We start from the raw sequence: 18498 nt of genomic DNA on the forward strand, positions 1-18498 counted from the left end.
TCGGGCGGCCCCCTGGGCCGTAGCACCGGGGTGCGTGCGGGACAATGGAGTACGTGACTCGGATCGTGATCATCGGTGGCGGACCCGGCGGATACGAAGCGGCGCTGGTCGCCGCTCAGCTCGGCGCGGAGGTGACCGTCGTCGACTGCGACGGTCTGGGCGGGGCGTCGGTGCTCACCGACTGCGTACCGTCCAAGACTCTGATCGCCACGGCCGAGGTGATGACCACCTTCGACTCCTCGTACGAGGAGCTCGGCATCATCGTGGCCGACGACACCCCGCACATCGACACCCCCGCGCGGGTCGTCGGCGTGGACCTCGGCAAGGTCAACCGGCGGGTGAAGCGGCTGGCGCTCGCCCAGTCGCACGACATCACCGCCTCCGTGACCCGGGCGGGCGCCCGCGTCCTGCGCGGCCGGGGACGGCTCGACGGCATGCAGAGCCTCGACGGCTCCCGCAAGGTGATCGTCACCGCCGCCGACGGCACCGAGGAGACGCTCCCCGCCGACGCCGTGCTCATCGCCACCGGCGGTCACCCGCGCGAACTGCCCGACGCCCAGCCCGACGGCGAGCGCATCCTCAACTGGACCCAGGTCTACGACCTCGACGAGCTGCCGGAAGAGCTCATCGTGGTCGGCTCGGGCGTGACCGGTGCCGAGTTCGCCGGCGCCTACCAGGCCCTCGGGTCGAAGGTCACGCTCGTGTCCTCGCGCGACCGCGTCCTGCCCGGCGAGGACCCGGACGCCGCCGCCGTCCTGGAGGACGTCTTCCGCCGCCGCGGCATGAACGTGATGGCCCGCTCCCGCGCCTCCGCCGCCAAGCGGGTCGGCGACCGGGTCGAGGTCACCCTCGCCGACGGCCGCGTGATCACCGGCTCGCACTGCCTCATGGCCGTCGGCGCCATCCCGAACAGCGCCGGGCTCGGCCTGGAGGAGGCCGGTGTCCGGCTGCGCGACTCCGGGCACATCTGGACCGACAAGGTGTCCCGCACGACCGCCCCGGGCGTGTACGCCGCGGGCGACGTCACCGGCGTCTTCGCCCTCGCGTCCGTCGCCGCCATGCAGGGACGCATCGCCATGTACCACTTCCTCGGCGACGCGGTCACCCCGCTGAACCTGAAGACGGTCTCCTCCAACGTCTTCACCGACCCCGAGATCGCCACCGTCGGCTACAGCCAGTCCGACGTGGACGCCGGGAAGATCGACGCCCGGGTCGTCAAGCTGCCGCTCCTGCGCAACCCGCGCGCCAAGATGCAGGGCATCCGGGACGGCTTCGTCAAGATCTTCTGCCGTCCGGGCACCGGCATCGTGGTCGGCGGTGTGGTCGTCGCCCCGCGCGCCTCGGAACTGATCCACCCCATCTCGATCGCCGTCGACAACAATCTGACGGTCGAACAGATCGCGAACGCGTTCACCGTGTACCCCTCTCTTTCGGGGTCGATCGCCGAGGTGGCCCGGCAGCTGCACACCCGCAAGAGCGGCGGCGAGGTCTGACGGCCTGAACCGACTCCCCGCTGGTCACGGGGAGTTGTCGAGCATGCGTGCGGCATAGGCGCGGGGCGTAGCCCCTATACCACTTCCCGCCCTTCTGTACGAACAACTTCTGCTATTCGGCGCAAACTGCTGAAAGCAGACGGTCGTTGGGGTTACTGTCAGTTTCGTGTTCGCTGCAGAACGTCGCCAATTGATCCTCGAAATGGTGCGAGCGAACGGGGCCGTGTCGCTCCGTGAGCTCGCCCGCGTCGTCCAGACCTCCGAAGTGACCGTACGGCGGGACGTGCGCGCGCTGGAGGCAGAAGGACTCCTCGACCGCCGGCATGGCGGTGCGGTATTGCCGGGCGGGTTCACGCGGGAGTCCGGCTTTCCGCAGAAATCACATCTCGCGACCGCCGAGAAGACGGCCATCGCCGATCTCGCCGCGAACCTCGTCGAAGAGGGCGAGGCCATCGTCGTCGGGGCCGGTACGACCACGCAGGAGCTGGCCCGCCGGCTGGCCCGGGTGCCCGGGCTGACCGTCGTCACCAACTCCCTGCTGGTGGCCCAGGCGCTGGCCCACGCGAACCGGGTGGAGGTCGTGATGACCGGCGGCACCCTGCGCGGTTCCAACTACGCCCTGGTCGGCTCCGGCGCCGAGCAGTCCCTCCAGGGGCTGCGGGTCTCCCGGGCCTTCCTGTCCGGGAGCGGCCTCACGGCCGAGCGCGGGCTCTCCACCTCCAACATGCTCTCGGCGTCCGTCGACCGGGCGCTGGTGCAGGCGGCGGCCGAGGTCGTCGTGCTCGCCGATCACACCAAGCTCGGGACGGACACCATGTTCCAGACCGTGCCCACGGATGTGATCACGCGGCTGGTGACCGACGAGCCGCCGGCCCATGACGACCGCGCCCAGACCGAGCTGCAGGCCCTTGCCGATCAGGGGGTGCAGATCGCCGTGGCCGGGGCGAGCGGGAGCCCGGGGGGTGACGAAGTCCCGGCGCGGAGGGCACGTTCCGTGCCGGGGCCCCGGCGGAGTGCTCCTGCCGGACTTCGCTCGGCCGTGCTCGGCGAGCCCGTTCCCGGGTCCGAGCGGGCGCGGGTCGCCGATCTCCGGCGGCGGTAGGTCCCCGCGCTCCTAGAGGCCCGCTTTCAGGCCTCGCAGTGTCAGCATCAGCAACCTGTCCGCCAGTTCCGCATCTCCCGGGCTCGCCTCCGCCGCCAGCGCGATGGCATGGGTGAGCTGGAGCAGATCACCGATCGCCACGTCCGTACGGACCGTGCCCGCCTCCTGGGCCCGGCCCAGCAGCTCGCCCCCCGCCTCCCTGATCGGGTCGCTGCAGCGGGACAGGGCCGACGTGTCGTCGCGGGAGACCGACATCAGCGCCCGCGACAGCCCCCGGTACTCGCTCGCGTGCTGGACCATCTCCCGCAACCAGGTCACCAGGGCCGTGCACGGCTCCGGGGCCCGGCGCAGTTCGCGGGCCCGGGCCAGCAGATCGCTCACCGCGTCCTCGAAGACCGCGCTCAGCAGAGCGTGGCGGTTGGGGAAGTGGCGGTAGAGGGTGCCGATGCCCACGCCCGCCCGGCGGGCCACGTCCTCCAGGGACGCGTCCGTGCCGTGCTCGGCGAAGGCGGTGCGGGCCTCGGTGAGCAGGCGCTCGTAGTTGCGCCGGGCATCGGCGCGCATGACCCGCGCCGCGCTCCCCGGTGCCGCCGCACCACCACTCTCCGCGGTCCCGCGCGAGGTCGCGCCCACCATGGCCCCCACCTGCTCTCATCAGCGCCCGGCTCCTGTCTCAGGATGCCATCACCCATCCGTGGGCGGCCCGGTCGGACCGGGCATGCCGCCGCCCGGGAAAAGCCGGACGCCCGGCGGACTGTTCGGTGCAGTCCGCCGGGCGCCTCGGGGTGTGCGTACGGCTCAGTCCTTGATCTCGCAGATCGCGGCGCCGGAGGTGAGGGACGCGCCGACCTCGGCGGACAGGCCCTTGATGGTGCCGGACTTGTGGGCGTTGAGCGGCTGTTCCATCTTCATGGCCTCCAGGACGACGACCAGGTCGCCTTCCTTGACCTCCTGGCCCTCCTCGACCGCGATCTTGACGATCGTGCCCTGCATCGGGGAGGCGAGGGTGTCGCCGGAGGCGACGGGACCCGACTTCTTCGCCGCGCGCCGCTTGGGCTTGGCGCCCGCCGCGAGGCCGGTACGGGCCAGCGACATGCCGAGCGAGGACGGCAGGGAGACCTCCAGGCGCTTGCCGCCCACCTCGACGACGACCGTCTCCCGGCCCGTCTCCTCGTCCGCCTCCGCATCCGCGGGAGCGGCGAAGGGCTTGATCTCGTTGACGAACTCGGTCTCGATCCAGCGGGTGTGGACCGTGAACGGGTCCTGGCTGCCGGTGAGCTCGGGGGCGAACGCCGGGTCCCTGACGACCGCGCGGTGGAACGGAATGGCCGTGGCCATGCCCTCGACCTGGAACTCCTCCAGGGCGCGCGCGGCCCGCTGAAGGGCCTCCTTGCGGGTGCGGCCGGTGACGATCAGCTTGGCCAGCAGCGAGTCCCAGGCGGGGCCGATGACCGAGCCGGACTCCACGCCCGCGTCGAGGCGGACACCGGGTCCGGACGGCGGCTCGAAGGTGGTGACGGTGCCGGGCGCGGGCAGGAAGTTGCGGCCCGGGTCCTCGCCGTTGATGCGGAACTCGAAGGAGTGCCCGCGCAGCACCGGGTCGCCGTAGCCGAGCTCCTCGCCGTCGGCGATCCGGAACATCTCGCGCACCAGGTCGATGCCGGCGACCTCCTCGGTGACCGGGTGCTCGACCTGCAGACGGGTGTTGACCTCCAGGAAGGAGATCGTGCCGTCCATGCCGACCAGGAACTCCACCGTGCCGGCGCCGACGTAACCGGCCTCCTTCAAGATCGCCTTGGAGGAGGAGTACAGCTCGGCCATCTGCGCCTCGGACAGGAACGGCGCCGGGGCCTCCTCGACCAGCTTCTGGTGCCGGCGCTGCAGCGAGCAGTCACGGGTCGACACGACGACGACATTGCCGTGGCGGTCGGCCAGGCACTGGGTCTCCACGTGCCGCGGCTTGTCCAGGTAGCGCTCGACGAAGCACTCGCCCCGCCCGAACGCGGCGACGGCCTCACGGACCGCCGAGTCGTACAGCTCCGGCACCTCTTCGAGGGTCCGGGCGACCTTCAGACCACGGCCACCGCCACCGAAGGCGGCCTTGATCGCGATCGGCAGACCGTGCTGCTCGGCGAAGGCGACGACCTCCTCCGCGCCGGAGACCGGGTCGGGCGTACCGGCGACCAGCGGCGCGCCGGCGCGCTGGGCGATGTGACGGGCGGCGACCTTGTCCCCGAGATCCCGGATGGCCTGCGGCGGCGGGCCGATCCAGATCAGGTCCGCGTCGAGAACCGCCTGCGCGAACTCGGCGTTCTCGGAGAGGAAGCCGTAGCCGGGATGGATGGCGTCCGCTCCCGACTCGCGCGCCGCCTTCAGGACCTTGTCGATGTCCAGGTAACTGGTGGCCGGAGTGTCACCGCCCAGCGCGAACGCCTCATCCGCGGCGCGGACATGCAGAGCGTCCCGGTCCGGGTCGGCGTATACGGCCACGCTCGCGATACCGGCGTCCCGGCATGCCCGGGCCACGCGGACAGCGATTTCGCCACGGTTGGCGATGAGCACCTTGCGCACGATTGAGGCTCCCTCCTTGAAACAAGCCGAGTTTAGGGACTGCCGACACGGCACTTCGACCCGTCCCCAATGGTGAGCTTGCCCACACGGAGCGTGATTCGAGGCTCGCTCGACCCGCGAAATCCCTTGTGGCACCGCCGTACGCGGGACTCCTCGGGGCAACCCTAGCCCTCGGGTGTGGTCAAGGTCTCTGTGAAGGGGTGCTGCGGCCCACTCCGTTTCTTTGTGGAGTCCCTACGAATGGCCCAATGATTCTTTGCCCTTCCCAGAACCCTTGTCCCGAGGTTTACCCGTTAGTAGCGTTCGCTGTCCTGAACGTACTTGCAGTAACCGCAGTCCTGCTAGGACGGCGCTGGAGCGCTCGGAAGTGGGTGGGGACCGGTGGTGCGCAGACCGGTGGCTTGGGTGGTGGCGGTGGTCCTCTTCGTGGAGGCGGTCGGCATCGCGGCGGTCCAGTGGTTCATGGGCGTCGTGGTCGACCGCCAGGACATGTCCCTGGCGGGCCTCGACCCGGACGTGATGTCGGTGTCCTCGAAGATCGGCGGCCTCGCCTTCGGCCTGTACTTCGCCCTGTGCGGCGTGGTCGCCCTGCTGGTGGCACTCCGCGACCGCCCGGCGGCCGGCCTCGGCCGGGTGCTGCTGATCAGCGCGGCGGTGGTGCACGGGCTGCTCGGCGCGTTCGCCTGGGGACTGCTCGGCTGGGCCGAGTTCCTGTTCATGGTCGTGGTGCTGGGGCTGATCGTGCTGCTGCTGATGACCTACGAGGGCCTCGCGGAGCCCGCCGACGCGGTCCCCGACGGCGAGGGCGCGCCGCCCGTCACCGGTCCGCCGGCGCCCACAACTCCGTGATGCCCACGCCCAGTTCGGCCAGCAGGCGGCGCAGGAGGGGCAGGCTGAGGCCGATGACGTTGCCGTGGTCGCCGTCGATGCCGTCGATGAAGGGGGCCGAGCGGCCGTCGAGGGTGAACGCCCCGGCGACGTAGAGGGGTTCGCCCGAGGCGACGTACGCGGCGACCTCCTCGTCGGTGGGCTCGCCGAACCGGACGACGGTGGACGCGGTGGCGGAGGCGTACCGTCCGCTCGCCGTGTCCCAGACGCAGTGCCCGGTCTGCAGGGTGCCCGCCCGGCCGCGCATCGCCTTCCAGCGGGCGGTCGCCTCCTCGGCGTCGGCGGGCTTGCCGAGGGCCTGTCCGTCCAGATCGAGGACCGAGTCGCAGCCGATCACCAGCGCGCCCATGACCTCCGGCTTCGCCGCCACGACGGAGGCCTTCGCCTCGGCCAGGGCGAGCGCCAGCTCGGCGGGGGTGGGTGCGGTGACGGCGTCCTCGTCGACGCCGCTCACGATGACCTCGGGGTCCAGGCCGGCCTGGCGCAGGAGGTTCAGTCGGGCGGGGGACTGGGAGGCCAGCACGAGCCGGCGGCGGGGCTGATCGGTCATGTGGTTCAGCGTAGACCGGTCACCAGCATCGCGAGCACCATGGCCAACGCCATGAGAACACCCAGTCTGCGGAGCATGCGCTGCATGTCGCGCAGTTCCTCAGGGGGCTCGTTCTCGGGGTCGGACCACAACATGCCCCCAGCGTGCGGGGTGGCCGTCCCGGGCGCCTGAGTACGCGTACTCAAATCGGCGCCCGGGGTTCCACTTCGGTGCGCGGTTCCCCCCGCGCCCCTCAGCTCGGCCAGTACGTCCGTGCCCAGGTCGTGGGCCCCGGCTGCGGCAGCCGGTGTGCCGCGACCCTCGCCGGGTCGGACCACGCGTCGCCCGGCCGGTCCGCGCCGGACGGCTCGGCTGCCACCGCCGCGGCGCGGGCGCGGACCACCGCCAGGGCGGCGGCCAGCTCCTCCGGTGTCGGGTTGCCCCGCAGGACCTTGATCGTCACAACGGCTCCTTAGAGGGGGATGTTGCCGTGCTTCTTCGGCGGCAGGGACGCCCGCTTGGTACGCAGCTGACGCAGCCCGCGCACGACGTGCCGACGGGTCTCCGACGGCATGATCACGGCGTCGACGTAACCGCGCTCGGCCGCGACGTAGGGGTTGAGGAGGGTGTCCTCGTACTCCCGGATCAGCCGGGCGCGCACCGCCTCCAGATCCTCCCCGTTCGCCTCCGCCTCCGCGATGGTCCTGCGGTGCAGGATGTTCACCGCGCCCTGCGCGCCCATCACGGCGATCTGCGCGGTCGGCCAGGCCAGGTTCAGGTCGGCGCCCAGGTGCTTGGAGCCCATGACGTCGTAGGCGCCGCCGAAGGCCTTGCGGGTGATCACGGTGATCAGCGGGACCGTCGCCTCGGCGTAGGCGTAGATCAGCTTGGCGCCGCGCCGGATGATGCCGGTGTGCTCCTGGTCCACGCCCGGCAGGAACCCGGGCACGTCGACGAAGGTGAGCACGGGCACGTTGAACGCGTCGCACGTGCGCACGAACCGCGCCGCCTTCTCGGAGGCGTCGATGTCCAGGCAGCCCGCGAACTGCATCGGCTGGTTGGCGACGATCCCGACCGGCCGGCCCTCCACCCGCCCGAACCCGGTGAGGATGTTCGGCGCGAACAGCGGCTGCGTCTCGAAGAACTCGGCGTCGTCCAGGACGTGCTCGATCACGGTGTGCATGTCGTACGGCTGGTTCGCGCTGTCCGGCACGATCACATCCAGCTCGCGGTCCTCGTCGGTGAGTTCGAGGTCCGCCTCCTCCGGGTACACCGGCGGCTCGGAGAGGTTGTTGGACGGCAGGTACGACAGCAGCTGCTTGACGTACTCGATGGCGTCCTTCTCGTCCCCGGCCATGTGATGCGCCACGCCCGAGGCGGAGTTGTGGGTGCGCGCCCCGCCCAGCTCCTCGAAGCCGACGTCCTCGCCGGTGACGGTCTTGATGACGTCCGGACCGGTGATGAACATGTGCGAGGTCTGGTCGACCATGACCGTGAAGTCGGTGATGGCCGGCGAGTACACCGCGCCGCCCGCGCACGGCCCGACGACCAGGCTGATCTGCGGGATCACACCCGAGGCGTGGGTGTTGCGGCGGAAGATCTCGCCGTAGGCGCCCAGCGACGCGACACCCTCCTGGATGCGGGCGCCGCCGGAGTCGTTGATGCCGATGACCGGGCAGCCGGTCTTCAGCGCGAAGTCCATCACCTTGACGATCTTCTGGCCGTACACCTCGCCCAGCGCACCGCCGAAGACGGTGAAGTCCTGCGAGAACACCGCGACCGGGCGGCCGTCGACGGTGCCGTACCCGGTGACGACACCGTCGCCGTAGGGGCGGTTGTGCTCCAGCCCGAAGTTGCTGGAGCGGTGCCGGGCGAATTCGTCCAGCTCCACGAACGACCCCTCGTCCAGGAGGAGTTCGACCCGCTCACGGGCCGTCAGCTTGCCCTTGGCGTGCTGCTTCTCCACGGCACGTGCGGAGCCGGCGTGCGTCGCTTCGTCGATGCGGCGCTGAAGATCCGCGAGCTTGCCCGCGGTGGTGTGGATGTCGATCTGCGCTTCCGGCTCGGACATCGGGATCGCGGCTCCCTGCCTGCTCAAAAGGGGGGACGGTTACTCATCCGTAGAGTAGTGGTGCGTCTACCGATCGGCAGTGCGGCGTTTGCCACACCTAGGGTGGCTTGCATGACGCCGCGAGATGCATCAGACGACAGCCGCTGGTCCGATCTGGAACGCCCCCCGCTCAACGCTCCGGCGCTGCGCCGGGCGCTGGTCCGCGACGGCGGCCTCTACCGCGAGGTGGAGGTCGTGCAGCGCACCGGGTCCACCAATACCGACCTGGTGGCGCTGGCCGTGAAGGGCGTGGCCGAGGAGGGCGCCGTCCTCGTCGCCGAGGAGCAGACCTCGGCCCGGGGACGCCTGGACCGGCAGTGGACGGCACCGGCCCGGTCGGGGCTGTTCTTCTCCGTGCTGCTGAAGCCGGCCCAGGTGCCGGTCGAGCGCTGGGGCTGGCTGCCGCTGCTCACCGGCGTGGCGGTGGCGACGGGGCTGTCGCGGGCGGCCGGGGTCGACACGGCACTCAAGTGGCCCAACGACCTGCTGGTGACCGTGGGCGGGGAGGAGCGCAAGGCCGGAGGCATCCTCGCGGAGCGGGCCGGGGACGACGGGGTGGTGATGGGCGTCGGCATCAACGTCACCCTCAAGGAGGAAGAGCTCCCGGTGCCCCGCGCGGGCTCGCTGGCGCTGGCCGGGGCGGTGAGCACGGACCGGGACCCCCTGCTGCGGGCGGTGCTGCGGTCGCTGGAGGACTGGTACGGCCGGTGGCGGGCGGCCGCGGGCGACCCCGCGGCGAGCGGCCTGCAGGAGACGTACGCGGCGGGCTGCGCCACGCTCGGGCGCGTGGTGCGGGCGGAGCTGCCCGGTGACCGGTCGATCGTCGGGGAGGCGGTGGCCGTGGACGGGGACGGGCGCCTGGTGATCGCGACGGCGGAGGGGGTACAGGAGCCGGTGGGGGCCGGGGACATCGTCCACCTGCGGCCGGCGTGAAGCGGTGGACGTCCGGCGCCTACAGGAACCGACACGATCAGGGAACCCTTCGCCTCGCTTGACGGAGTGAGCTGGCGCACACCTGCCGTAGAGTTGGGCCCGGTCGATACCTGACCGCGGCAGATCGGAAGGGCAGCAGGCGTGACCGTCGACGACACGGGCTCCGGCATGGACCCCCACGCCGCCGACCCCGGCGAAGATCCACTCGCCCTGCGTCTCGAACAGCTCATCCTCGGCGCGGAGCGGCGCTACACCCCTTTTCAGGCCGCCCGCAGCGCCGGTGTCTCCATGGAGCTCGCGTCCCGCTTCTGGCGGGCCATGGGCTTCGCCGACATCGGGCAGGCCAAGGCGCTGACCGAGGCCGACGTGCTGGCGCTCAGACGCCTCGCCGGTCTCGTCGAGGCGGGACTGCTGAGCGAGGCCATGGCCGTCCAGGTGGCCAGATCCACCGGGCAGACCACCGCCCGGCTCGCCGAGTGGCAGATCGACTCCTTCCTGGAGGGCCTGACCGAGCCTCCCGAGCCGGGCATGACCCGTACGGAGGTCACCTACCCCCTGGTCGAGCTGCTCCTGCCCGAGCTGGAGGAGTTCATCGTCTACGTCTGGCGCCGCCAGCTCGCCGCCGCCACCGGCCGGGTCGTGCAGGCCGCCGACGACGAGGAGATGGTCGACCGGCGCCTCGCCGTCGGGTTCGCGGACCTCGTCGGGTTCACACGGCTGACCCGGCGGATGGAGGAGGAGGAGCTCGGCGAACTCGTCGAGGCCTTCGAGACCACCGCCGCCGACCTGGTCGCCGCGCGCGGCGGACGGCTCATCAAGACGCTCGGTGACGAGGTGCTGTACTCCGCCGACGACGCGGGCGTGGCCGCCGAGATCGCGCTGCGGCTCATCGAGACCATGGCGCACGACGAGACCATGCCGGAGCTGCGGGTCGGCATCGCCTTCGGCACGGTCACCACCCGGATGGGCGATGTGTTCGGTACGACCGTGAACCTCGCCTCCCGGCTGACCTCGATAGCTCCACGGGACGCCGTCCTCGTCGACAGCGCCTTCGCGGAGGAGCTGATCCGCACCGGGGAGGCCCCGGCCTCCGAGGCGGAGGCGGCCGAGGCCGCTGCCGCCGCCGAGAAGGAGGGCGAGGATCCGCCGACGTACCGGTTCGCGCTCCAGCCGATGTGGCAGCGGCCCGTGCGCGGCCTCGGCGTGGTCGAGCCCTGGCTGCTCACCCGGCGGGACGCGACGCCGTCGTAGCCGGTGCGGTCAGCCGTGGCGCCCGGCCAGCGGGTCCACGCAGAGCCCGATGACCGGCAGGCACACCCCGGGCCGGTCGGTGGGGCCGGGTGTCGGCTCCGGGGCCGGTGAGTGCGCGGGCCGGCTGGGGGCCGTCGGCTGCGGCGCCGGGGGTGTCGTCGCGGGCGGCGACTGCGGCGCGTCGGTCCTCGGGGCCTCGGGGATGGTCGTGGCCGGGTCCAGGAGGACCGGCGGGGAAGCGGGCGCGGTGGCCGGGGCCGTTCGGCCGGTCCGTCCGGGGACCGGGGTCGCCGTGGCGGTCGCGCCCGGGCCGCCCGGCACGGACGTCGCGGACGGGCTGACCCGCGGGAGCGGGCCCACCGCCGCGGCGGGGCTCGTGGCGTGGTCCGTGGCCGGGTCCGCGTCCCCGCCCGGGTACGGCCAGGGTTCCGCCTCCGGTGCGCCCAGCGCGCCGAGACCCGAGTCGGGGGTCAGCCGTACGAGGCTCAGGGCGCCGGCCGCCAGGGCGAGGCCCCCCGCGGCGAGCAGGGCCTTGCGGGGGCGGGGGCGGCGGTGCCGGCCGCGCGGGCCGAAGAGCCGGGCCGGGGCACCGGCCGCCGGGTCCGGCGCGGTCTGTGCCGCCGACGACTGCGTCACCGTCATCACGATCCCTCCCCGCCGCGCTCACGCCCCGGTGCGCCGTGGCGGACGCACGCTATGCGCTCCGCCGGACCCGGGCGGGGCGGTTCGGGGGGATGTCACCCGAACGGGGCGCCTTCCCCGGAAGGGACCGGGCTGCGATGATCGGGGCGAGTGTTGTTAACCCGCGTTAACCGGAGGGTGTCATGAGCGAGGAGCGGTACGGGGAGTTCGTGCTGGTACGGCGGCACGGGGACGGCGGGCATGTCGCGGAGCTCGCCCTGGACCGGCCGAAGGCCATGAACGCCGTGTCCACGCAGATGGCGCGGTCCGTCGGCGCGGCGTGCGCCGCGCTGGGGGCGGACCCGGGCGTACGGGTGGTGGTGCTGACCTCGACGCACGAGCGGGCGTTCTGCGTCGGCGCGGATCTGAAGGAGCGGAACTCCTTCAGCGACGCGGATCTGGTGCGGCAGCGGCCGGTGGCCCGTGGTGCGTACACGGGGGTGCTGGAGCTGCCGGTGCCGACGATCGCCGCGGTGCACGGGTTCGCGCTCGGGGGCGGCTTCGAGCTGGCGCTCTCCTGCGATGTGATCGTGGCCGACCGGACCGCGGTGGTCGGGCTGCCGGAGGTGTCGGTCGGGGTGATCCCGGGCGGTGGCGGTACGCAGTTGCTGCCCCGACGGGTCGGGGCGGCCCGGGCGGCCGAGCTGATCTTCACGGCGCGGCGGGTCGAGGCCGCGGAGGCGCGGGAGTTGGGGCTGGTGGACCAGCTGGTGGAGGAGGGTCGGGACCGGGAGGAGGCGCTGGCCCTGGCCGGCCGGATCGCGGGGAACTCCCCGGTGGGGCTGCGGGCCGCCAAGCGGGCGCTGCGGCTCGGGCAGGGGCTGGACCTGCGGGCCGGTCTCGAGGTCGAGGACGCGGCCTGGCGGGCGGTGGCGTTCTCCGGGGACCGGGCGGAGGGGGTGGCCGCCTTCAACGAGAAGCGGAAGCCCGCCTGGCCGGGGGAGTGACGGCGGGCCGGGTCCGGGGCCGCCCACGGGCCCGGCGGGCTCCGGGCGGCGACACCTGTTCGCCGTATCAATGTCCCTAATTGTCGCGAACCTCCCTAGCCTGTAGTGATGGGTGAGGACAACCGGCTCGCGGCCGTCGTGGGGTTGGCGCAGGGGATGGCGGCGGCGCACAGTTCACGGGAGGCGTGGCGGGCCGCCGCCGGCGGGGCCTGCCGTGCGCTCGGCGGGAGTTTCGCCGCGCTGTCCGTGTGGGAGCGGGAGCTGGGGCGGTTGCGGGTGCTGGTGAACGTGGGGGACCGGGCGCCCGACGAGGAGGAGTTCCCTGAGGGGGAGGCCTACCCCGTCCATCAGTTCCCCGAGATCACCGAGTTCCTGCACGAGCGCTGGGCCGGGGGCGGTGAGCCCAACGCCTGGGTGGAGACCGCGCAGGGGCCGGCCGCTGGGCGGCGCCCGGGATATGTGCACCAGCGGGTGGCCGCCCTGCGGCGCCGGGGGCGGGGCTGCTGCGTCGTCGCGCCGATCGTGCTGCACGGCAGGGCGTGGGGCGAGCTCTATGTCGCCCGTCCCACCGGCGCCCCCCTCTTCGGGCGGGAGGACGCCGACTTCGCCACCGTCCTCGCCGCGGTCGTGGCCGCCGGGATCGCCCAGGCGGAGCGGCTGGAGGAGGCCCGGCGGCTGGCCTTCACCGACGCGCTCACCGGACTCGCCAACCGCCGGGCCGTGGACGGACGCCTGGACGAGGCCATCGACCGGCACCGCGCGGAGGGTGTCGTGGTCAGCCTCGTCGTCTGCGACGTGAACGGGCTCAAGCGCGTCAACGACACCCAGGGGCACGCCGTGGGCGACCGGCTGCTGGAACGGTTCGGCTCGGTGCTCTCCCTGTGCGGCGCCATGCTCCCCGGCGCCCTGGCCGCCCGCCTCGGCGGTGACGAGTTCTGTCTGCTCGCGGTCGGCCCGCCCGCCGACGAGGTCGTCCGCACCGCCGACGAACTGTGCCGTCGCGCCGCCGAGTTGGAGCTGGGTGACGGAGTGGCCTGCGGGGTCGCCTCCACCGCCGACCCCATCGGCCCCGTCGGCTCGGCCCGCCGCCTCTTCCGGCTGGCGGACGCCGCCCAGTACCAGGCCAAGGCCCTGCGCGCCACGAAACCGGTGGTCGCGGGCCGGGAGGGCCCCGACGACCCCGTCGTACAACTCGCCGACTCGCCCTCCACCGAGCCTCCGCCCGGGGAGCGCCGTCGCTTCCGCGGCCGCCGCTGACGTGACCGATCGGTAAGGGGCGAACCCGGCCCCCACTGGTGACATCCGGGAATTCACTGCGTACGCTCCTGAATATGGATATGCACACTGTGGTGGTGGGGACGTCCGGCGTGACCGCGTCCGACGTGCTCGCGGTGGCGCGCGACGGCGCCCGTGTCGAGCTGAGCCAGGAGGCCGTGGCCGCTCTCGCCGCGGCCCGGGAGATCGTGGACGCCCTCGCGGCCAAGCCCGAGCCCGTCTACGGCGTCTCCACCGGCTTCGGCGCCCTGGCGACCCGGCACATCAGCCAGGAGCTGCGCGGCCGGCTCCAGCGCAACATCGTCCGCTCGCACGCCGCCGGCATGGGCCCGCGCGTGGAGCGCGAGGTCGTGCGCGCCCTGATGTTCCTGCGGCTGAAGACCGTCTGCTCGGGGCACACCGGAGTGCGGCCCGAGGTCGCGCAGTCCATGGCCGACCTGCTCAACGCCGGCATCACCCCGGTCGTCCACGAGTACGGCTCCCTCGGCTGCTCCGGCGACCTCGCCCCGCTCTCCCACTGCGCCCTCGCGCTCATGGGCGAGGGCGACGCCGAGGGCCCCGACGGCACCGTGCGCCCCGCCGGTGAGCTGCTCGCCGAGCACGGCATCGCCCCGGTCGAGCTGCGCGAGAAGGAGGGACTCGCCCTGCTCAACGGCACCGACGGCATGCTCGGCATGCTGGTCATGGCGCTGGCCGACCTGGAGCGGCTGTACAAGTCCGCCGACATCACCGCGGCCCTCTCGCTCGAAGCGCTGCTCGGCACCGACAAGGTGCTCGCGCCCGAACTGCACGCCATCCGCCCCCACCCGGGGCAGGGCGCCTCCGCCGCCAACATGCTCGCCGTGCTGGCGGGCTCCGAGCTCACCGGGCACCACCAGGACGACGCCCCCCGCGTGCAGGACGCCTACTCCGTGCGGTGCGCTCCGCAGGTCGCCGGTGCCGGGCGGGACACCATGGCCCATGCCCGGCTGGTCGCCGAGCGGGAGCTGGCCTCCGCCGTCGACAACCCCGTCGTGCTGCCCGACGGGCGTGTGGAGTCCAACGGCAACTTCCACGGGGCGCCTGTCGCCTACGTGCTCGACTTCCTCGCCATCGCCGCCGCCGACCTCGCCTCCATCGCCGAGCGGCGCACCGACCGGCTCCTGGACAAGAACCGCAGCCACGGCCTGCCGCCGTTCCTCGCGGACGACGCGGGCGTCGACTCGGGGCTGATGATCGCGCAGTACACGCAGGCGGCCCTGGTGAGCGAGATCAAGCGGCTGGCCGTACCGGCGTCCGCCGACTCGATCCCCTCCTCCGCCATGCAGGAGGACCACGTCTCCATGGGGTGGTCGGCCGCGCGGAAGCTGCGTACCGCCGTCGACAACCTCACCCGGGTCGTCGCGATCGAGCTGTACGCGGCCACCCGGGGCGTCGAACTGCGGGAGGGGCTCACCCCCGCGCCCGCCACCCGGGCCGTCATCGAGGCCGTACGGAAGGCCGGGGTCCAGGGGCCCGGGCCGGACCGTTTCCTGGCGCCGGATCTCGCGGCGGCGGACGCCTTCGTACGCGACGGGCGGCTGGTCGCGGCCGTGGAGAGCGTCACCGGGCCGCTGCGCTAGCGGACAGCGCGGAGCCCCGCCGTCCCGAAGTGACGGCGGGGCTCGCGGGAATTACTTGAGCTTGCCCAGCTGGGCCGTGACGATCTCCGCCGGGATCTCCGCCGCCTTGCCCGTGCCGAGCGACGCGAAGTTCACCGTGTAGAACGTGGCGACGGTGTTGCCCTTGCGGACCACCTCGGTGGTGAAGGTGGCCGTGCCCTCGCCGTCCATGTCGACGTCCTGGCTGAACGCCACCGACTCGTCGCCCTGGCCGGCGGCCTCGGCCGAGCCGACCTTGGTGACCTTGGAGTCCTCGCCGGCCGCCTTCATGCCGTAGCCGCCGGAGCAGGCCGCGACGCCGTCGTTGACGGCCTTCATGGCCTTCTCGGCGCCGTCGGCGTCGTAGGACGACAGGCCCACGAACGTCATGTTGATGTCGAAGGCGTCCTCGACGCTCTCCGGCGCCGCCGTCGCCGAAGCCGCCTTGTCCTCGGCGACCGTGTTGGACGCGTGCGCGTCCGTCTCACCCGGGGCCAGGGCCGCCGTCGCCCACGCCAGCGGGTCGCACTCGGCCTTGTCCGTCTTCACCTCGGTCTTGGCCTTGGGAAGCGTGTCGTCCCCCGCCTGGACCTTGTATCCCTTGACGTCCCCCTGCGCGAGCAGCAGCTTCTCCAGCTCCGCGGCGCTCAGCGCCTTCGCGGCCTGGGTGGGGGAGGAGGACGCCTCCGTGCCCGTGCCCTTGTCGGAGTCCTTGTCCTCGCTGGAACAACCCGTGATGAGGGCGAGCGTCACCGCGCTCATGGCGACCGTGGCGCCTATGCGCGCCCTCGAAGATCTCTTCATGACGCGGACTATGAACGTTTCGTTGAAGAAACGTCAAGTCAGTTCAGAAACCGTGACGTTCCCGTCGAACCGAGTAGACGACGAACCCGGCGCCCACGGCGAGCGAGAAGGTCCCGCCCATGACGTAGGGCGTGCTGTCGAAGCTTCCGGTGTCGGCGAGTTCGACCGTGGAGTCCGCCGCGGTGGCGGCCCGGGCCTGCTGGGTGACCTGCGCCGACGGGGCCGACGAGGGCGTGTCTGTGACCGGCTCGTCCCCGGTCGCGTTCGCGGAGGGGACGAACCACAGGGCGCCCAGCAGGGTCCCCGCGGCGGTGGCGGTCAGCAACGGACGGCGAGCGGATGACACGGAATATCGATCCCCTTGTGGCGCTGGCGAATTGGCCGTGTGGGGCGATGCTAATGAAAGCCCCCGGTCGCGGGAAAGTCGTGGGAGCCTCAAGACATCCTCGGGCCGTACGCTCCGGGGCATGAGCACTGAAGAGACATCACGGTTTGTACGGCTTCGGGTGGAACTCGTCCTGGAAGTGGACGACGCGGACGCCGTGACCAAGGCGGCCCTGCGGCGGATCGCCGACGACAGCGAGATGCCCGTCGGCGAGCGGACGCACGCCGAGAGCGCTGTGACGGAAGACACCGCGGAGGCACTGGCCTACCTCGTGGACCCGTTCGACCTGGTCAGTGAGGTCCCCGGGGTCGACCTCGCGCAGGCCTCCTGGTCCAGCGAGCACATCGACTACGACCCCGATTCGCCGGACTGGGACCTCGACGAGGATGATGTCGACGGGGACGACGACGAAGAGACGGTTGACTGAGGTCGCTTGGGGAAACCGTGACCCCGGTCGGCAACCGCCGCCCGGGGTTTCGTCGTCTCAAGGACCGCACTGACCGGCACCCGCACCACCCGCCACGGCGGACGTGGTGTGCCCCACACCTCCAAGGGATGTGGAACGGGACGAACCGGTCGTAGCGTTGAAAGTTCTTGACGGGGGCTCTCGGGGTATGGGGATTCGGCAACGATGGAGAAGCGTGTGATGACGAACAGTAAGCGGCGCAGGGGCCTGAGGGCCGCGTCCGTACTGCTCGGCGGTGTGCTGGTGCTCTCGGCCTGCTCCGGCGGTGACGAGGCCTCCGGGAACGACGGCGGCGACGACACCTCGCAGGCCAAGGTCGACGAGGCGGCGGCACAGAAGACCTCCGAGGCCCAGATCAAGATCACGCCGAAGGACGGCACCGACAACGCCTCCATCAACAACTCCGCCACCGTCACCGTGAGCAAGGGCACGCTCACCGAGGTGACGATGAAGACCGCGGACGGCGCCGCCGTCGAGGGCGCGATATCCGCGGACAAGAAGAGCTGGAAGCCCAGCGCCCAGCTGGAGCGGTCCACCACCTACAAGATCACGGTGACCGCCGAGGACGCCAAGGGCCTGAAGGCCCACGAGAACGCCTCGTTCAGCACGCTCTCCCCGACCAACAGCTTCCTCGGCTACTTCACGCCGGAGGACGGCTCCACCGTCGGCGTGGGCATGCCGGTCTCGATCAACTTCGACAAGTCGATCACCAACAAGGCGGACGTCCAGAAGGGCGTCACCGTCTCCTCGACCAGCGGCCAGGAAGTCGCCTGCCACTGGTTCAACGACACCCGCATGGACTGCCGGCCCGACGAGTACTGGCAGGAAGGCTCCACCGTCACGCTGCAGCTCGCGCTCGACGGTGTCGAGGGCGCCGAGGGTGTCTACGGCGTCCAGCAGAAGACGGTCACCTTCAAGATCGGCCGCAACCAGGTCTCCTACGTCGACGCGAAGACCAAGCAGATGAAGGTCACGCAGGACGGCGAGGTCGTCAAGACCATCCCGATCTCCGCCGGCTCGCCCGAGAACAAGACGTACGAGGGCACCATGGTGATGTCGGAGATGTTCAAGGAGACGCGCATGAACGGCGCGACCGTGGGCTTCACCGACGACGACGGCAAGGGCGAGTACGACATCAAGGACGTGCCGCACGCCATCCGCCTGACCAACTCCGGCACCTTCATCCACGGCAACTACTGGGGCGCCGACTCGGTCTTCGGCAACGTCAACACCAGCCACGGCTGCGTCGGCCTGAACGACACCAAGGGCGCCAACGACAAGGGCACCGAGGGCTACTGGTTCTACACCAACTCGATCGTCGGTGACGTCGTGGTCGTCCAGAACACCGGCGACAAGACGGTCTCCCCGGACAACGGCCTCAACGGCTGGAACATGAGCTGGGCGGACTGGAAGGCGGGCTCGGCGGTCTGATCCGCGGCCCCCG

Annotated in this window: 19 protein-coding genes; 10 read left to right on the plus strand and 9 right to left on the minus strand. The window is 71.8% G+C overall.

Features of this window, described 5'->3' with window-relative positions; translation table 11 throughout:
• The first annotated feature begins 44 nt into the window (after window positions 1-44).
• Both M8H82_RS28720 and M8H82_RS28725 read left to right on the plus strand, forming a co-directional pair.
• A complete protein-coding gene (locus M8H82_RS28720) occupies window positions 45-1493 on the plus strand; it encodes an NAD(P)H-quinone dehydrogenase (RefSeq protein ID WP_250077974.1) in 1449 nt (482 codons plus the stop codon).
• A gap of 190 nt (window positions 1494-1683) precedes the next feature.
• Complete coding sequence (locus M8H82_RS28725; protein WP_284049467.1) at window positions 1684-2595, plus strand: DeoR/GlpR family DNA-binding transcription regulator; 912 nt, start codon at window positions 1684-1686, stop codon at window positions 2593-2595.
• 12 nt (window positions 2596-2607) lie between these two features.
• Here M8H82_RS28725 and M8H82_RS28730 read toward each other — a convergent pair whose 3' ends face one another.
• Together M8H82_RS28730 and M8H82_RS28735 are read right to left on the minus strand one after the other, a co-directional pair.
• Window positions 2608-3159 carry a TetR/AcrR family transcriptional regulator gene (locus tag M8H82_RS28730; RefSeq protein WP_250077998.1) on the minus strand — a complete coding sequence of 184 codons (552 nt, stop codon included), beginning with the start codon at window positions 3157-3159 and terminating at the stop codon, window positions 2608-2610.
• A 234-nt stretch (window positions 3160-3393) separates the two neighbouring features.
• A complete protein-coding gene (locus tag M8H82_RS28735) occupies window positions 3394-5166 on the minus strand; it encodes a biotin carboxylase N-terminal domain-containing protein (protein WP_250077976.1) in 1773 nt (590 codons plus the stop codon).
• A 381-nt stretch (window positions 5167-5547) separates the two neighbouring features.
• Here M8H82_RS28735 and M8H82_RS28740 point away from each other — a divergent pair, with 381 nt between their 5' ends.
• Entirely contained in the window at window positions 5548-6015 is a 468-nt protein-coding gene (locus tag M8H82_RS28740; protein ID WP_250077977.1) for a hypothetical protein, read from the plus strand.
• Here M8H82_RS28740 and M8H82_RS28745 read toward each other — a convergent pair.
• The 4 genes from M8H82_RS28745 to M8H82_RS28755 form a co-directional block, all read right to left on the minus strand.
• The gene (locus M8H82_RS28745; RefSeq protein WP_250077978.1) at window positions 5984-6604 is read right to left on the minus strand and encodes a nucleoside triphosphate pyrophosphatase; all 621 of its coding nucleotides are present in this window, start codon (window positions 6602-6604) and stop codon (window positions 5984-5986) included. The two genes, M8H82_RS28740 and M8H82_RS28745, sit on opposite strands and share 32 nt — an antisense overlap.
• Before the next feature lie 5 nt (window positions 6605-6609).
• Complete coding sequence (gene mmpB, locus M8H82_RS36515) at window positions 6610-6738, minus strand: morphogenic membrane protein MmpB (protein WP_284049452.1); 129 nt, start codon at window positions 6736-6738, stop codon at window positions 6610-6612.
• Between the two features lie 98 nt (window positions 6739-6836).
• A complete protein-coding gene (locus M8H82_RS28750; protein ID WP_250077979.1) occupies window positions 6837-7046 on the minus strand; it encodes an acyl-CoA carboxylase epsilon subunit in 210 nt (69 codons plus the stop codon).
• A gap of 9 nt (window positions 7047-7055) precedes the next feature.
• Window positions 7056-8654, minus strand: a complete 1599-nt coding sequence (locus M8H82_RS28755) for an acyl-CoA carboxylase subunit beta (RefSeq protein WP_250077980.1) — start codon at window positions 8652-8654, stop codon at window positions 7056-7058.
• A gap of 111 nt (window positions 8655-8765) precedes the next feature.
• Between M8H82_RS28755 and M8H82_RS28760 the strand changes: the two genes are divergently transcribed.
• Both M8H82_RS28760 and M8H82_RS28765 read left to right on the plus strand, forming a co-directional pair.
• A complete protein-coding gene (locus M8H82_RS28760) occupies window positions 8766-9626 on the plus strand; it encodes a biotin--[acetyl-CoA-carboxylase] ligase (protein WP_250077981.1) in 861 nt (286 codons plus the stop codon).
• Window positions 9627-9767: 141 nt separating this feature from the next.
• Window positions 9768-10877, plus strand: coding sequence for an adenylate/guanylate cyclase domain-containing protein (locus M8H82_RS28765; RefSeq protein WP_250077982.1), 1110 nt, complete (start codon window positions 9768-9770; stop codon window positions 10875-10877).
• Between the two features lie 9 nt (window positions 10878-10886).
• Here the strand turns inward: M8H82_RS28765 and M8H82_RS28770 are convergent, their stop codons facing one another.
• On the minus strand, window positions 10887-11519 hold the full coding sequence (locus M8H82_RS28770) for a hypothetical protein (protein ID WP_250078000.1): 633 nt from the start codon (window positions 11517-11519) through the stop codon (window positions 10887-10889).
• A gap of 182 nt (window positions 11520-11701) precedes the next feature.
• On the opposite strand from M8H82_RS28770, the gene M8H82_RS28775 reads away from it, so the two are divergent.
• From M8H82_RS28775 to hutH, 3 genes are all read left to right on the plus strand, one after another.
• A complete protein-coding gene (locus M8H82_RS28775) occupies window positions 11702-12505 on the plus strand; it encodes an enoyl-CoA hydratase/isomerase family protein (protein ID WP_250077983.1) in 804 nt (267 codons plus the stop codon).
• A 108-nt stretch (window positions 12506-12613) separates the two neighbouring features.
• A complete protein-coding gene (locus tag M8H82_RS28780) occupies window positions 12614-13762 on the plus strand; it encodes a GGDEF domain-containing protein (RefSeq protein ID WP_250077984.1) in 1149 nt (382 codons plus the stop codon).
• A gap of 80 nt (window positions 13763-13842) precedes the next feature.
• Window positions 13843-15381: a histidine ammonia-lyase gene (gene hutH / locus M8H82_RS28785; protein WP_250077999.1), complete on the plus strand. Its 1539-nt coding sequence runs from the start codon at window positions 13843-13845 to the stop codon at window positions 15379-15381.
• Between the two features lie 51 nt (window positions 15382-15432).
• Here the strand turns inward: hutH and M8H82_RS28790 are convergent, their stop codons facing one another.
• Together M8H82_RS28790 and M8H82_RS28795 are read right to left on the minus strand one after the other, a co-directional pair.
• On the minus strand, window positions 15433-16203 hold the full coding sequence (locus M8H82_RS28790) for a hypothetical protein (RefSeq protein WP_250077985.1): 771 nt from the start codon (window positions 16201-16203) through the stop codon (window positions 15433-15435).
• 43 nt (window positions 16204-16246) lie between these two features.
• Window positions 16247-16549 carry a hypothetical protein gene (locus M8H82_RS28795; RefSeq protein WP_250077986.1) on the minus strand — a complete coding sequence of 101 codons (303 nt, stop codon included), beginning with the start codon at window positions 16547-16549 and terminating at the stop codon, window positions 16247-16249.
• Window positions 16550-16670: 121 nt separating this feature from the next.
• Between M8H82_RS28795 and M8H82_RS28800 the strand changes: the two genes are divergently transcribed.
• A complete protein-coding gene (locus tag M8H82_RS28800; RefSeq protein ID WP_250077987.1) occupies window positions 16671-17015 on the plus strand; it encodes a hypothetical protein in 345 nt (114 codons plus the stop codon).
• A gap of 219 nt (window positions 17016-17234) precedes the next feature.
• Window positions 17235-18485 carry an Ig-like domain-containing protein gene (locus M8H82_RS28805; RefSeq protein WP_250077988.1) on the plus strand — a complete coding sequence of 417 codons (1251 nt, stop codon included), beginning with the start codon at window positions 17235-17237 and terminating at the stop codon, window positions 18483-18485.
• Window positions 18486-18498 lie beyond the last annotated feature (13 nt).

The sequence above is a fragment of the Streptomyces sp. YS415 genome (assembly GCF_023544665.1).
Taxonomy (GTDB): Bacteria; Actinomycetota; Actinomycetes; order Streptomycetales; family Streptomycetaceae; genus Streptomyces.

Bases quoted from the DNA above. Each gene is read 5' to 3' on its own strand.
- M8H82_RS28730 (WP_250077998.1), bottom strand. From the start codon at position 3,159: ATGCGCGCCGATGCCCGGCGCAACTACGAGCGCCTGCTCACCGAGGCC.
- M8H82_RS28790 (WP_250077985.1), bottom strand. From the start codon at position 16,203: ATGAAGAGATCTTCGAGGGCGCGCATAGGCGCCACGGTCGCCATGAGC.
- M8H82_RS28805 (WP_250077988.1), top strand. From the start codon at position 17,235: ATGACGAACAGTAAGCGGCGCAGGGGCCTGAGGGCCGCGTCCGTACTG.
- hutH (WP_250077999.1), top strand. From the start codon at position 13,843: ATGCACACTGTGGTGGTGGGGACGTCCGGCGTGACCGCGTCCGACGTG.
- M8H82_RS28755 (WP_250077980.1), bottom strand. From the start codon at position 8,654: ATGTCCGAGCCGGAAGCGCAGATCGACATCCACACCACCGCGGGCAAG.
- M8H82_RS28720 (WP_250077974.1), top strand. From the start codon at position 45: ATGGAGTACGTGACTCGGATCGTGATCATCGGTGGCGGACCCGGCGGA.
- M8H82_RS28770 (WP_250078000.1), bottom strand. From the start codon at position 11,519: ATGACGGTGACGCAGTCGTCGGCGGCACAGACCGCGCCGGACCCGGCG.
- M8H82_RS28775 (WP_250077983.1), top strand. From the start codon at position 11,702: ATGAGCGAGGAGCGGTACGGGGAGTTCGTGCTGGTACGGCGGCACGGG.
- M8H82_RS28760 (WP_250077981.1), top strand. From the start codon at position 8,766: ATGACGCCGCGAGATGCATCAGACGACAGCCGCTGGTCCGATCTGGAA.
- M8H82_RS28800 (WP_250077987.1), top strand. From the start codon at position 16,671: ATGAGCACTGAAGAGACATCACGGTTTGTACGGCTTCGGGTGGAACTC.
- M8H82_RS28780 (WP_250077984.1), top strand. From the start codon at position 12,614: ATGGGTGAGGACAACCGGCTCGCGGCCGTCGTGGGGTTGGCGCAGGGG.
- mmpB (WP_284049452.1), bottom strand. From the start codon at position 6,738: ATGTTGTGGTCCGACCCCGAGAACGAGCCCCCTGAGGAACTGCGCGAC.
- M8H82_RS28745 (WP_250077978.1), bottom strand. From the start codon at position 6,604: ATGACCGATCAGCCCCGCCGCCGGCTCGTGCTGGCCTCCCAGTCCCCC.